Annotated in this window: 10 protein-coding genes and 1 tRNA gene; 5 read left to right on the plus strand and 6 right to left on the minus strand. The window is 56.9% G+C overall.

Annotated features, from left to right (window positions below):
* Positions 1-29: 29 nt before the first annotated feature.
* The 4 genes from VEV40_RS01955 to rnc all read right to left on the minus strand — a co-directional run bounded on the left by VEV40_RS01955 (position 30) and on the right by rnc (position 5,036).
* On the minus strand, positions 30-2,558 hold the full coding sequence (locus tag VEV40_RS01955) for an AsmA family protein (RefSeq protein ID WP_324829756.1): 2,529 nt from the start codon (positions 2,556-2,558) through the stop codon (positions 30-32).
* An 87-nt stretch (positions 2,559-2,645) separates the two neighbouring features.
* Positions 2,646-3,431, minus strand: a complete 786-nt coding sequence (gene lepB / locus VEV40_RS01960; protein ID WP_324829757.1) for a signal peptidase I — start codon at positions 3,429-3,431, stop codon at positions 2,646-2,648.
* Positions 3,432-3,451: 20 nt separating this feature from the next.
* On the minus strand, positions 3,452-4,258 hold the full coding sequence (lepB, locus tag VEV40_RS01965; protein WP_324829758.1) for a signal peptidase I: 807 nt from the start codon (positions 4,256-4,258) through the stop codon (positions 3,452-3,454).
* The gene (rnc, locus tag VEV40_RS01970; RefSeq protein WP_324829759.1) at positions 4,251-5,036 is read right to left on the minus strand and encodes a ribonuclease III; all 786 of its coding nucleotides are present in this window, start codon (positions 5,034-5,036) and stop codon (positions 4,251-4,253) included. The genes lepB (VEV40_RS01965) and rnc overlap by 8 nt, the downstream gene beginning before the upstream one ends.
* Before the next feature lie 152 nt (positions 5,037-5,188).
* Here rnc and VEV40_RS01975 point away from each other — a divergent pair, with 152 nt between their 5' ends.
* Both VEV40_RS01975 and VEV40_RS01980 read left to right on the plus strand, forming a co-directional pair.
* On the plus strand, positions 5,189-5,980 hold the full coding sequence (locus VEV40_RS01975; RefSeq protein ID WP_324829761.1) for a PP2C family protein-serine/threonine phosphatase: 792 nt from the start codon (positions 5,189-5,191) through the stop codon (positions 5,978-5,980).
* A 44-nt stretch (positions 5,981-6,024) separates the two neighbouring features.
* Positions 6,025-7,029, plus strand: coding sequence for a potassium channel family protein (locus VEV40_RS01980; protein WP_324829763.1), 1,005 nt, complete (start codon positions 6,025-6,027; stop codon positions 7,027-7,029).
* 35 nt (positions 7,030-7,064) lie between these two features.
* On the opposite strand, the gene VEV40_RS01985 is transcribed toward VEV40_RS01980, so the two are convergent.
* The gene (locus VEV40_RS01985; RefSeq protein WP_324829764.1) at positions 7,065-8,816 is read right to left on the minus strand and encodes a hypothetical protein; all 1,752 of its coding nucleotides are present in this window, start codon (positions 8,814-8,816) and stop codon (positions 7,065-7,067) included.
* A 46-nt stretch (positions 8,817-8,862) separates the two neighbouring features.
* Positions 8,863-10,185: an APC family permease gene (locus VEV40_RS01990; RefSeq protein ID WP_324829766.1), complete on the minus strand. Its 1,323-nt coding sequence runs from the start codon at positions 10,183-10,185 to the stop codon at positions 8,863-8,865.
* A 216-nt stretch (positions 10,186-10,401) separates the two neighbouring features.
* On the opposite strand from VEV40_RS01990, the gene VEV40_RS01995 reads away from it, so the two are divergent.
* The 3 genes from VEV40_RS01995 to VEV40_RS02005 all read left to right on the plus strand — a co-directional run bounded on the left by VEV40_RS01995 (position 10,402) and on the right by VEV40_RS02005 (position 12,521).
* Positions 10,402-10,494: transfer RNA gene (locus VEV40_RS01995), tRNA-Ser, on the plus strand.
* Positions 10,495-10,643: 149 nt separating this feature from the next.
* Positions 10,644-11,840 (plus strand): tyrosine-type recombinase/integrase, encoded by a 1,197-nt coding sequence (locus VEV40_RS02000; RefSeq protein ID WP_324829767.1) that lies wholly within the window; start codon positions 10,644-10,646, stop codon positions 11,838-11,840.
* Between the two features lie 66 nt (positions 11,841-11,906).
* Positions 11,907-12,521: a hypothetical protein gene (locus VEV40_RS02005; RefSeq protein WP_324829768.1), complete on the plus strand. Its 615-nt coding sequence runs from the start codon at positions 11,907-11,909 to the stop codon at positions 12,519-12,521.
* The last annotated feature ends 142 nt before the right edge of the window (positions 12,522-12,663 follow it).

Here is a 12,663-nt window from a genome sequence, read left to right on the forward strand (position 1 = left end):
GAAGGATCTGCTTTTCTCTCAGTAGTTATCTACGGAGTGCGCTGAACTGCTCTAGCTACATGAGTGGGCTCCACATGGTCCGAGATGGTTAGATTAGGTTTCCTGTCGAAAGAGATTGATCCCGTAACCGTCTGCCTTTGCGGACCTCTTACAATTTGTGATTGATCAAAGGTGAACTGCCTGTTCTTGATCGTCCCGTCAGCGCTCCAATGGTCGAAGTGTGTCAGCGATGCGAGGACAAGTGTGGCCGCGCCCTGCGTCCAGTCCCAGTGAAAAGTTCCTTGCGCGGACTGGGCCAGATCGTCCACTGCATATCCTGATAGTTCCAGGTGCGTCGTTGCGCTGACGAATCCCGAGACCGGAGGTTCATGCCACAGGGCCATTAACGTCGTGGCATTCGCGTGCAGAAGCTGCGCATTCAAGCTGTACTGGGGAGCACCGCTCGTTGCGTCCATCGTGCCCGTCGCCTGCAAAATGCCGTTCAACGCATGTGCCTCAATCGAGGTGAACTGGATTTTTCTTCCTGCAATATGCAATGAAGCGCTGGCGTCGTGAAGGGCGAGAGGTCCGAGCGTAAAGGTCGCAGCGCGAATTGTGCCGTCGAATGTGGGCCACAGGACTTTGTGGCGGTCCAGACGCGCGAGAATTTGTTGCAGGAATTCGCGATGGTCGCCTGCCCCCATAATGGCTGACTGGAGCGCTCCGGCATCAAGCTGTGTTGTTGTGAGAGAAAAGTCGCGGACGCAAGCCTGATCGGAACAGGGAATTGGCGAAGTTACAGACAGTGTGGCCGGAATTTTGTGGAAAATGATTGAAACAGGGTTCCATACGATTTGCGCAGGCGAAAGCACAGCCTGCGCTGAGACGATTTCCACCGGCTCAGGTAGAAAGTCGGCCTGGTACTTGGCGTTCTTCAAATGCAGCGAACCCTCTGTAAATGTGGTCGGCCCAGGATTAACGAGAGCGCTGGCAGGTTGCAGCCAGGGACCCTGCACCGTCAGGTCAAGTGCGGCACTCCCCTGCGGCGCCAGCGCCGAGGCCGCATGACGCAGAAGGCTCAGATTCGACGCGATTGGCAACAGGCGCTCAACAGATGTATCGCCGCTGAAATGTAGCGAAAAATTCCACCGCGTAAAGTCGCCAGAAATTGTCAGCGGCGCAGCTTCGCCAAGGGGAATGCTCACATTGGCAAGATGGAGCGATGCAGGATCAGTCGCCGCAACTGGTTTTTTTCGCGCCATGCGATGCCGGGCCGGCGGAGGCGCGACGGAGGTGACAATATGCAGTACTGGAAACGTGAGCGGCGCGTTCATGCCGGGGATGCGCAGCGCGAGACCATTTACGGTCGCGTCGCCCGTCAGGGTTTCCATGGGCAACGAGGTATAAGCCAGGTTCCCCATCACCTTTCCCGAGACTTGTACCGATGACGCAAAACCATTACGGACGAGGCGCAACGCCGCCAGCCCAAAAGCAGCAGGGACGTTCTGGATCTGAAGATTCAATGTGGGCTTCGGATGATCGGTATCGGGCACGGTTCCGGTCAGTAGTAGATGGCCATCGTCGACGGGCCAGAGGCAGGTCAGGTCTTCCAGTGAGCGGAAATCATGGTGGTATACCCCCTGACAGGTGGCATCAATATTGAAGGCATCGAGCGGCGCGAATTCCTGGCGGTGCATGGCAGCAATCCGGATGCGCGACTTGAACTGCGGATTGAAGGCGTCGCCTTTGATTGTACCTGTCACATCCAGATTGCCACGCCAGCCCGTGTCCCGCCCGATCAGCAGGCGGGCAATCTGGCCCAGGGGCGCATTCGACCATTCAGTCCTCAGATCAAGCGGCATGCCCCCGATTTCGTTGGCGCGATGGAGCGAGCCTTCCACGCGCAGCAGGCCGGTATCCGATAGGTCTAGATCGAGGTCGGTGCGTACCGGCTGGGCTTCCAACCGGATGCGCCATTCGTCGGGATTGGCGAGCCACATAGCGAAATCGGCATTGAACAGAGAAAACGGCTTTTTCTCATTGCCGATTTTGAAATTTACGCGCGCATCGCTGGCCTCAATATAAGGAAATCGCGGTGCGGAGCTGATACGCCTTTGCGCGGTCGGGGCATTGGAGATGTGCGAGGCCTGCAGCAGTACTGTCCCGATGTTCCAGCGCCCTTCGCTGTTGCGGACAAGGTTGAGGCTCGGCTGATCAAAGCTGATACGCCCGATTTCCAAGCGTCCGCGCCATAAAGATGTTAGCCGAATGTAAGCATCCACACTGGGCGCGCGCAGCGTCGGCTCGGCCCCAAAGGCCGGGTCTTCTTCCACGATGACATCGCTCAACGCCAACCCCGGACGCGGCAGCAAGCGCAGCGTGACCGACGCGAGATGGACAGGACGGCCGAGGCTGTTGCTGATGGCTTCAGCAATGCGCCGTTGGTAGCGGTTCAGGTTGATGAGCGGCGGCAGGACGAGGGCTGCGACCACCACCAGGAGCAAAGCAAGAACAATCCAGTGTTTTCGTCGAGACGCGCGCGGGGTTTGATTGATCGTTTCCACTGCTGATTGAAACATACATCCGGCAACTTGCTGTCGCCCTGCATTTTTTTTAGCGTAAATTCATCCAGCTTCTACGCCCCTCAACCGAAGCATTCATAGAAGCTATTTGATCAGGTGCAAGGTACGGCTCCAGCGGGTTTGATCAAAGAAGTGCAGAATGATGTGGAAGATGAAGCCGACACGATCTCCTATGGAAGTTTTGTCGATCTGGTTTTCCGGAGTGACGAAGGACCAGTAGACGAAGAGCGGCCTACCTACGATGTTTTCTCTTGGCACGAATCCCCAGTAGCGGCTGTCCAAACTTAATGGGCGGTTGTCTCCCATGGCGAAATAATGGCCCGGCGGCACAATCAGGTCGTCGCCCTGAATATGGTTGGGCAGATCTACGGCCCATTCGGCGGTTACGTCGGCTGCCTGCGAGGGCGGTACTGAGGGAAAATCGTCGCGGTAGGGAAAATAATCCGTGGCCTTGGCCGCCTGCGGCTCGTTCTGAGGGACGCCATTGAGATAGACAACGCCGCCGCGCAAGTGAATGCGGTCTCCCGGAATGCCGATGACGCGCTTGACCAGGAAGATGTGCTCGCCACCGGGTGTATCAATGACGGGCTTATAGAAGACGATAATATCGCCGCGCTTCACATCGCGGTGGTGGTCAAAGGGAGCCCATTTCGTCGGCGGGGCAAGGGTCATGCGGTCAACGAGGACGTGGTCGCCGATAAGCAGCGTCTTTTCCATGGACGCGGACGGTATCTCAAAGTTCTGGAAGATGAAAGTGAGCGCGAAGAGTCCCAGCACGAGCACGCTGCAGATGGAGGCGATGAACTCAAGGGGAGTTTCTTCGTGGTGGGCCTGTTTCTTTTCCGTTTGTTTTTCCAGAGTTTGTTCCATGTGTCTTTAGTATTGCAGAGCTACCGTACGATGCGGAACATGCGGTCCCAGCGGGCAAAATCAACGACGCTGTTCACCGGGTCTTTGTCGTGTCCGAGTCTATCACCTGGAAGGTCGGGAACATCTGTCGTCGAGGGCTTGCGGATAGAGAAATAAATGATGAACGGGCGTCCGACAACGTTGGGTCCGGGCACGAATCCCCAGTAGCGGCTGTCGCGACTGTGGTTCCGGTTGTCGCCCAGAACAAAGTAATGATTCGGCGGCACAATCAGCTCACCTTGCTGTACGTCATGGTGCATCTCGGCCCACCAACCGGTATCGACGCCCGGATCAGTGTAAAGCATAGTGGGAAACTGGTCGCGGAAGTTGTCTGAATAGGACGTTTCGTACACAGCGTATGGCTCAGTGATTGGCTGCCCGTTAATGTAAACCTGACCGTCGTGCAGATGGACCCGGTCACCAGGGACGGCGATCACACGCTTGACCACATGGTCCGGTGGATCGAGCGGAAAGTGGAAGACGACGATGTCGCCGCGCTGAATCTGGCGGTATGGAAGCAGCCATTTCCAGATGCCGGGCGGCGCATAGATGGTCTTATTGACCAGCAGGAAATCGCCGACCAGAAGCGTGCGCTCCATGGATTCAGACGGAATGCGAAAGGGCTGCACGATGAACGTCAGCACAAATAGCGCAATGACGATGACGGAGAGCAGCGAGCGCGCCGTGTCTAGCACAGAAGGATAGACAATGTGGTGCTTGTACAGTGTTGCTGGCTGGTTCGTAGTGTCCGGCGCGGGCGGAGCTTCGACCATCTGAGGCTCATTCATCGGCAGCCTCCCCGGCGATGGTCTCTGCCGGAATCCTGAGCTTTTCGAGTGCGCGCCGCGCTGCTTCCTGCTCTGCCTTCTTTTTGGTTGTGCCCGTGCCTCGGGCGAGGGCCTTGCCGGGAACTCCGTTATCAGCTACCCGGACTTCGACCGTGAAGCGTTTCCGGTGGTCAGGACCGCTTTCGCCTTTAACGACATAGATGGGCTGGGTGCCCTTCTGCGCCTGAAGAAACTCCTGGAGTGCTGATTTGTGGTCGCCAATGCTGCGGCCTTCGACCAGCTCTTTTTGCAATTGAGCGACAGAGGGGGAGACAATTTCGCGCTCGACAACAGCGCTGGTCGCTCCAAGGCCGGCATCAAGATAGATAGCGGCGACGACCGCCTCCATACAGTTGGCCAGCAGCGCAGCTTTCTTGCGTCCCCCACTGCGCTCTTCACCTTTGCCGAGCCGAAGATATTTGCCCAGCTTGAGCCGCGCCGCCACCTGCCCGAGATGCTTGCGGCTGACAAGAGCGGAGCGCAGGCGCGTCAGCTCGCCTTCGCTAAGCTCAGGAAAGCGCTTGTATAGGGACTCGGCGACCAGCAGGCCGATGACGGCATCGCCGAGGAATTCCATTTGCTCGTTGTCTTTCGGGGGCGGTTGGTCTGCCGGGCTGGCTTCAGAAAGCTGGAATTCATGGGCGAGAGAACTATGGGTCAACGCCTTGACGAGCAGCGCATCCTGCTCGAACTTGTGTCCGAGAGCGCGTTCGAGCGGTTGAAATGCCGGTTGCCCCATTTGCGATGCAGCCCTCTTTTACTTTAGTCGATTTATTGGACGCTGTTCAAAGAGGCTGGTATGAGGTGGCTTAGACTACGAGTTTGCCCAGACAGAAAAATTCGCTGAGAGTCACTGGTCCTCAGGTACCATGCTTTTCATCAGGAGAGGGGATGATCTCTCAGATAGATTTGGGCGCGGTGCCGGATTTGGCAAACCTGACTCCTCTCCCGGTTAGTTTGCCCCAGCTTGTGGGCCTTAACATCAAGGCCAGGTATCGCTCGGCCCGCTGCGGCGGGGATTTCTTCGATGGAGTGGCAATTGGCTCCCGTGTCATCTTCCTGCTGACAGATATCGCTGGCAGGCGAAGAGAAGTTTTCCCCATTGCAGCCCAAATGCAAAATGTGTTCCAAATGAGAGCGCAACAGCTGTTCGGGACGCCAGATGCAAATGAATCCGAAGGCATTGCCCTTTTGGCGCGCGATGTTAACCGCTCTTTGATTGAGGCAGCCCATGGCGTACGGTTCGCCCCTGCTTTTTTAGGTTGCTACAACCTGGCACTCGGAATCCTTACTTATCACAACGCAGGGCATCTTCTTGCGGTGTTCCATGATACGGAGAGCGTGCGCATTCTTGAATCAGGCGGAATGCCGATGGGGCTTTTCACTCACAGTACTTACGAGCCCGCAGTCCTGGCATTCGAACCGCACGCAAAGCTGCTTCTTGTAACGAAGGGAATTACCGAGAGTAGACGAGGAGCAATGACATTTGGCAGCGAACGCATTCGGCAGATCCTGGAGAATTCTACGGATTCAGCCTCGGACATCTGCGAAGCCGTTTTGCGAGAAGCGCATGAGTTTGGAAAATCTCCCTGGTGGCACATCTACGATCTACTACATCCGGGGAAGCCGCATTGCAGCGATGACCTGACCGCAGTGGCGCTTGTGCGTAGTGACCCATCATGATGACTCTGACGTTTTGAGACGAGCGATTATTAGAGGATACCTTGATGCAAAGACGTCTGGTGCGCCGCATTCTTTTAATCGCCGGGCTGCTAAGCATCATAGTAGTCGTTGGCACTACTGGCTTTGTGCTGATCGAAAGCTATTCATGGTTCGATGCCTTCTACATGACTCTCACGACAATCACGACCGTCGGCTACCAGGAAATACGGCCTCTCAGCCATGCAGGGCGCATTTTTAATTCATTTCTGATCATGTTTGGCGTGAGCGCCATGTTTCTGGCAGTCGGCGCCATGACCCAGTCAATCATCGAACTCGAGTTACAGGACCGCTATGGCAAGCGTAGGAAAAAACGCATGATCGATCACTTGCAGGACCACTTCATCATCTGCGGTTTCGGACGCGTAGGCCGCAACGCCTCGTATGAACTTCAGCGGGCCAATGCTCCTTTCCTGGTGATTGACCGCAATGAGCAGCGTGTCGCAAAGGCGGCGAGCGCGGGAATGCTGGCAATTGTTGCGGATGCAACGCATGACGACTGCCTTCGTGAAGCGGGAGTGCTCCGGGCAAGAGGTCTGATTGCCGCATTGCCCTCCGATGCTGAAAATCTCTTCATCATTCTTTCTGCGAAAACGCTGAACACTAAATTGACGGTCGTGACGCGAGCTTCAGAGGAAGAAGCCGGAGAAAAACTGCGTCGCGCCGGGGCCGACACGGTCTTTACTCCGTATGCAATGGCAGGACGCCAGCTTGCAGATGTTTTGCTGAGACCGCATGTGGTCGAGTTTATGGACTTCGCCAGAAGCAACATCGGCTCCGGAGTCGCCATGGAACAGGTCTGCGTCAGCACAAGAACTGAGTTCACCAGGAAGACTTTCGGCCAACTACTGGAGTTGCGGAAGTCCGGAGTAATTGTCCTTGCGATTCGTAAACAAGGAGGCGAAACAACTTTTAATCCTCCACCTGAGTTCGAAATCTCGGCAGGTGATTTCCTGATTGTTATGGGGGAAAGAGCAAACCTGCAAAAGCTTGAGCAGATCCTCACCAGCTAAACCGCAGTTGTTCACGAATTACCAACGGCTCAAATTTAATGGTGTGGTTGAGCGGCAGGTGCTTGCCCATTAGGTTGAGCAGAAGATGAAGCGCCGTCGCTGTCATCCTCACCCTGGGCGCTCTTTGGCGGAGCAAACGGCTGTTGGATTCCCTTTTCGGCGGCGGCCTTGGTGTCGGGCTGGCCATCACGAACGGTCAGCGCAGTTTTGTATTCGACCAGCGCCTCGTCGCGCTCGTCACGGATATCGTGGATACGGCCCAGGTAGATGTGCGACCAGGCAACCAGGCGTGGGTCTTTGGAGAGGCGGATGGTCTCGTTGAAGTTCTTTTCCGCGTCTTCCATTTTGCCCTGCATGACGCTGGTCAGGGCGAGGATGTAGTCGGCGCGGCCAGGGTCGGGCGTGTGCTGGGCCAGCGCTTGCTGCGCGAGCTTTTCCGCTCCGGCGGCGTCGCCCTGGTGTAGCTTGATCTCGGCGAGATCCAGACCGTGGGGTGTGCGCGTAGCGTGGCGGATCACGTCAGACGAGCCTTGTTCGGCAAATTGGATGTCGCGAGCGTGATGCGTCTGCTGGTCGATGTCCATGCCGTAGACCATGGGGCCGATCGCTTCCTTCAAACTGTCCGGCGTGCGCTCGAAGGCGATGAGCTGGTCATAGAAATACTGCGTAAGCACAAAGCCTGACACCATGCTTTGGTTGACCGCGTTCTGGCGGACAGTGGCGATGCGCTGCAATGAAGCGTTGCGCTTTTGCGTCTCACGTTCGAGGTCGGCGCGGCGCACGTCGTCGGGAATTTTGTATTCGGCAATGCCGGTGTCCATGGTGCGCGCTTCAATGGCGCGGATGAGGCACTCGATGACAAGCGAGACAATGTCACTGCGGTACTGGAAGTCGAGCGGTGCTTCGCGGATAGTCTTGAGGATCGGCAGCAGACGATCCATTGCGGTGGCGCGCGAGTAAAGCAGTGGCTCGATCACATAGTGCAAGTAGGTGTGGCGCACTTCCTGCATGTGGATCGTGCCGTTCACCGGTGATGCAACCACAATATAGTCTGGTCCGTAAACACGGGCGTTGGTTTCAGCAGGTGAGAGCATCGGCTCAAGCACGACCAGAAAGCGGCTGCCGGTATAAGTGCTGGCCGGCATTTTGAGATAGACGTTGGTGGTGACGATCATGCGCGTGAGCGGGTCGTGGAGGCGGGCAATTTCGTCGTCATAGGCAGCGCGGTTTGCCACCCAGATGAGGTGCAACTGCGCCTTATCGACGAAGTCGTGGAGCAGCGGCAGCATGTCAATGACCTGGGTCGAGTCGGGCGGCATGTCGTCCTCTTGTACGCTGAGGGCGAGGTCGGGTGGCGGAGTGAGGTAAAGGGCGAGCGAGACATACTGCGCGAGGTCGCGGCTCGCGTCGGCCAGGCGGTGCTGGTTGATGTAGACGCAGATCTTATCGCGAGCATCGCGGGCGGCTTCAGATTGCTCCAGAGCCTGGTTAAGCTGGTCGCGGACGCGCGCGCGGACGGGATCGGATTCGGAGAGGCCATTGTCGTACCCGCAGGCGTTGAGCGCAACGGCCACGTCGAAGAGCGCTTCGCTGGTTTGCAGGCTGACGGTCGGGCCGGCGGGATCGATGAGCGCAGCAGGCGGCTTTTCCGGCTTTGGGGGCTGGAGGTTCGGCGGCTGTTGCTTGGTTGCAGCCTGGGCTGTTTGCTGGGCCGCTGCCGGGAACAGGCTGCAAGCGAATAGAGTGGCAATAAGGATTGGGAAACGCAGGTTCAGGCGAAACGACATTGGCTGGAAGCTCTGTTGGAAGTCTATTGAAGCGCGTTTGCGGTGGTCAATCGCCGCTGGGGGCAAGTGCTGATTCGCCCATAGCCTTCTGGCCCCAGCGTTTGCGCGAGATCCAGTAGAAGATCGGCCCGGCGAGGGCGATGAGAAATCCAAACAAGAGCGCTGGCATATGCGCCATGCGCTCGTCGCGCGCGGCATACATTACATATGCAATAAGCAGTGCGGGCGGAAGGCCGAGAGTACAGGCCATGAAGAGATTGCCGGCACGGAAGGGGCGTTGCAAGTCTGGTTCTTTGAAGCGCAGCACGGCAAGAGCAACGAATTCGAGCAGGAGGCTGCTGCCGTAAAGGATGAGATCGATGGAGATCAGCTCTTCGAATCGGAAGCCAAGCGCCGCGGCCCAGGCAATGCCGCAGACGATGATCGCAACCCACGGGACGCCGCGCCTGTTTTTCAGCGCCATCCATGACGGGAGCATGCCGTCATGCGCCAGTACCATGGGCAGGCGCGTGTACGACATAACAAGCGCATTGAACATGCCGAGACCGCTGATCATTCCGCAGACGACGACGGCAATGCCCAGCAGCGGACCTCCGAGCATATGAGCCGCGTCAGTCCACGATCCGGTTGTGAACTGATTCACCGCAACCCCGGCATACGCTAAGGCCAATACCGGCAGGATGTAAGAGATGGCAACAAGCCCGGCAGCGGAAAGCATAGCCAAGGGATAGTTGCGGCGCGGATTCTCGACTTCTTCAGCAACGGTCGAGGCGTTGTCCCAACCCATGTAGTTCCACAGTGCGACAATGACGGCGGTGCTGATGCTGCCTCCGGTAAAGGCGGTTGCGTGGGCCTGCCAATGCGGACTGCGAAGAAAACAGAGCACGACGAGAACGGCAAAGGGCGAGAGCAGGAGAACGAAGAGCGTGACAGACCCTTCGCCGACGGCGGGCGCTCCGCAGAGGTTCCAGAGGCAGCAGATGGCAACCAGCACGACTTCCCAGGTGATGCTTCGCGAGCCTGCGGTCCATGTGGGGAAAAGCTTGCCGAGGTAGAGGACGAATAGCGTTGGGTAGATGGCCATGTCGAAGATGCTGGCCATGAGCGAGAGCCACGCCTCCTGATACCCCCAGAACGGCCCCATGGCGCGACGCACCCAGACATAGAATCCACCTTCAGAAGGGATGGCGCTGGTGAGTTCGCCCAGCATGAGCGCGGTGGGGAAGCTCCAAAGAAACGGGAAGAGGACGAGGATGATGAGGGCCTTCGTATAGCCCGCGCCGCCGAGGATGTCCTCAATACCGTAAGGGCCGCCAGAGACCATGAAGTAAGTTGCAGCAATGAGCGGCACTAGACGCATGCGGCGCATGCGTGATTTTTGCTTCGAGAATGCGGCGATGGCGTTGACTTCAGATTCCTCCCTGTGAAGCGGCCGCTATTGGAACTCTAAAAGAAACAGGAAGGAAAAGTGCAGGAAATCAGGACGGCCCATAACTGACTTCATGCGTGGAGTGAAAATGAAAAGCTACAATTGGCCAAGTGCGCCGCTGGGAGATCGTTCCTATATAATCAGAGCACACGCCGCGGAGAGATGGCCGAGTGGCCGAAGGCGGCGGTTTGCTAAACCGTTATAGGGTCAAAAGCTCTATCGAGGGTTCGAATCCCTCTCTCTCCGCCAGCATACCGTCCGGTACAGTCCATTACAGTCCAGCTAATCGACAAAATACTAGCAATCTACCTACATAAATCCACTATTCCATTATCCGTTATCGTTCGCCACGATACACTAAAATCCGCTCCTATCTGGGGGTATTTACGGGGGTATCTTTGAAGCTAACGGACACAAAGGTCAAGAATGCCAAACCCAAGGCAAAAGCCTATCGGCTGGCTGATGGGCGGGGCTTTTATGTGCTGGTCACACCTGGCGCGGCCAAACTTTTTCGATGGAAGTACCGTTATTACGGTTCCGAAAAGCTGATGGCATTTGGCAAGTATCCGGATGTCTCACTGGAAAAAGCCCGCAAGCGATGTCAGGATGCGCGGGAACTGCTGGCTGACAATATCGACCCGATGGCCCGCCGCAAGGTGGAGAAGCAGGTGCAGCGGCAACAGGTGCAGCACACCTTTCGGCATGTGGCGAAGCAGTGGCATGAGCACTGGAAGCAGGGGCAGAGCGAGAGACACGCAGCTTACGTCTGGAGCCGTCTGGAGAAAGACATTCTGCCTCGGATTGGCTCCCGTCCGGTAGCGGAGATTGAATCGCTGGAGACTGTGAACATGCTCCGGGCGATTGCAGATCGTGGTGTGGCTGACCTGAGCAAGAGAGCGTATCAGGTCACCAGCAGCGTCTTCCGTTACGCGGTCATTCACAAGCTGGCGGAGCACAATCCGGTGGCGAGTTTCAAACCCAAGGACGTGCTGCCGAAGACGGAGAAGCAGAACTATGCCAGAGTCGATGCTAAGGAACTGCCCAAGCTGCTGCACGCCATAGATGCGTATGCGGGTGAACAGACGCGGCTGGCGATGCAGTTGTTGGCGCATACCTTCGTGAGAACCAGCGAACTGATTAACGCGAAGTGGAGCGAGTTCGATATCGAGCATCGCCGGTGGGATATTCCCCCCGAACGCATGAAGATGAAGCGCATGCATACCATTCCGTTGTCCAAACAGGCACTGTCGATATTGGCACGGCTGAAAGAACTCGCTGGCACGTCTGAGTATGTGTTTGCGGGACTGAAGCGGAATCAACCCATGAGCAATGGCACGATTCTGATGGCACTCAAGAGAATGGGTTATCAAGGCAGGATGACGGGCCATGGCTTCCGAGGCGTGGCTTCCACCATCCTCAATGAGCAGGGCTACGAGTCGAAATACATCGAAGCGCAGCTTGCGCACCAGAAGCGCAATCAGGTGGAGGCCGCTTACAATCACGCGAAGTATTTACCTCAGCGTATCGGGATGATGCAGGCATGGTCTGATTATCTGGACAAGCTGAGACAGCGCACGGTCAGCCTCGTCGTGTGAGGGCGAGGCTGTCGAAGTCGGGGACGGTTACTCTCCCGGCTCCGTCGGACATTGTAGGAAGCCTTCATGAATGTGTTGCCTCCGTCTACGCCGGGTGTTGCCGTCTACCTGTGGGAGCGACAGCCAGATGAATCCGCTAAAGCCTTTCATGCATTTTGCTTATACCGCGATGCAGGCATCCAGAGGTCATTGACGCAGGTTGCTCAGATGTTGCACGTCTCGAAGCAGGCTGTCGGGCGATGGAGTCGTCAGCATCGCTGGGTGAGACGTGCTCTCGAATGGGACAACTACGAGGCTGCCCGCATCAATGAGCAGACCCTCCAGCAGCAAGTTCAGTTGCGGGCGCGGATGATGCAGAGGCTTCTGGCACGTATGGAGGCCATGACCGAAGACGAAGCGCGCTCGATGAGCGTCTTTGAGTTTTGTGCGCTGGCGCGGACAATGCAGCAAGGGATAAATGGGGGTGGAGAACACTTGGCCCACTTCCCGACTGGATTACCCCAGCCAGAGTTTCGGACTAGGTTCTACATCGACGTGATCCCGGAGAGAGGTGAAGGGTTTTATTACTTCCGGGTGGAGGATGAGGAAGGGCAGCCTGGGATCATAGGCCGGGTGCGATCTGATGAGGCCGCGCAAAACAGCCTGCTCGAAGCGCATCCGACCGCCATCATCGTGAAGTGAAGGAGGCGGAATTGACCGGAAAGCAGAAAAAAGGTGCTGCTGTGGCATTCCACCTGCATCGAGGATGACTCGGTGCTCAGACATCTCTTTGTCGGCGCTCACATCATTTCTGAGCCGTCTCAGTCGCTAAAGGACGATCCCT

Source organism: Alloacidobacterium sp. (assembly GCF_035631355.1).
Lineage (GTDB): Bacteria > Acidobacteriota > Terriglobia > Terriglobales > Acidobacteriaceae > Alloacidobacterium.